This window comes from Bartonella sp. AD13SXNS (genome assembly GCF_042196465.1).
Taxonomy (GTDB): domain Bacteria; phylum Pseudomonadota; class Alphaproteobacteria; order Rhizobiales; family Rhizobiaceae; genus Bartonella.
Genome location: NZ_JBHIQI010000066.1, coordinates 1 through 1,192, shown reverse-complemented (window position 1 = coordinate 1,192; position 1,192 = coordinate 1). Strand labels below are relative to the sequence as shown.

The following is a 1,192-nucleotide window of genomic DNA, read 5'->3' as shown; positions in this document are numbered from 1 at the left end:
GCTCAACAAGCATTATTTATTCAATGATCTTAGAGACGATACCGGCACCAACAGTACGACCACCTTCACGAATAGCAAAACGAAGCTTTTCCTCCATCGCTATTGGAACGATCAACGAAACATCCATGGCAACATTATCTCCGGGCATAACCATTTCTGTTCCCTCTGGTAGCGTAACAATTCCTGTAACATCCGTTGTGCGGAAGTAAAACTGTGGACGATAGTTGGTGAAAAAAGGCGTATGACGTCCACCTTCATCTTTCGTCAAAATATAAGCCTCTGCTTTAAAGCGGGTATGAGGCGTAACTGATCCTGGCTTCGCCAAAACTTGACCTCGCTCAATCCCTTCACGGTCAACACCACGAAGCAGAGCCCCAATATTATCTCCCGCTTGACCTTGATCTAAAAGCTTGCGGAACATTTCAACACCCGTAACCGTCGTTTTAGATGTCGGACGAATACCGATAATCTCGATTTCCTCCCCAACTTTAATAACTCCACGCTCAACACGACCCGTAACAACAGTCCCACGACCCGAAATCGAAAAAACATCTTCTATCGGCATCAAAAATGGTTGATCAACAGGGCGTTCAGGGGTTGGGATATAATTATCAACTTCACTCATTAAAAGACGAACCGCATCTTCTCCAATGCTTTTATCTTTATCCTCAAGCGCCGCCAACGCAGAACCCTTAACGATTGGAATATCATCGCCTGGGAAATCATATTTGGATAAAAGTTCCCGAACTTCAAGCTCTACAAGTTCTAAAAGCTCCGCATCATCAACCTGATCAACTTTATTAAGAAAAACAACAATTGCTGGAACACCAACCTGACGCGCAAGCAAAATATGCTCACGTGTCTGAGGCATTGGACCATCCGCTGCAGAAACAACCAAAATAGCACCATCCATCTGGGCGGCCCCTGTGATCATGTTCTTCACATAATCAGCGTGTCCTGGACAATCAACGTGGGCATAGTGGCGATTTTCTGTTTCATACTCAACATGTGCTGTAGAAATAGTAATTCCACGTGCGCGCTCTTCTGGTGCAGCATCAATTTGATCATATGCTTTAAATTCACCAAAATACTTCGTAATCGCTGCTGTCAACGAGGTCTTCCCATGATCAACGTGACCAATCGTACCAATATTAACATGCGGTTTTGTACGTTCAAATTTGCTCTTCGCCAT

1 protein-coding gene is annotated in these 1,192 nt (G+C 44.4%); it reads right to left on the bottom strand.

Translation table 11 applies throughout. The features are described 5' to 3' along the window. Window positions 1-16: 16 nt before the first annotated feature. On the bottom strand, window positions 17-1,192 hold a 1,176-nt coding region (gene tuf / locus ACFIMQ_RS09360), incomplete at its 5' end, for an elongation factor Tu (protein ID WP_012755022.1).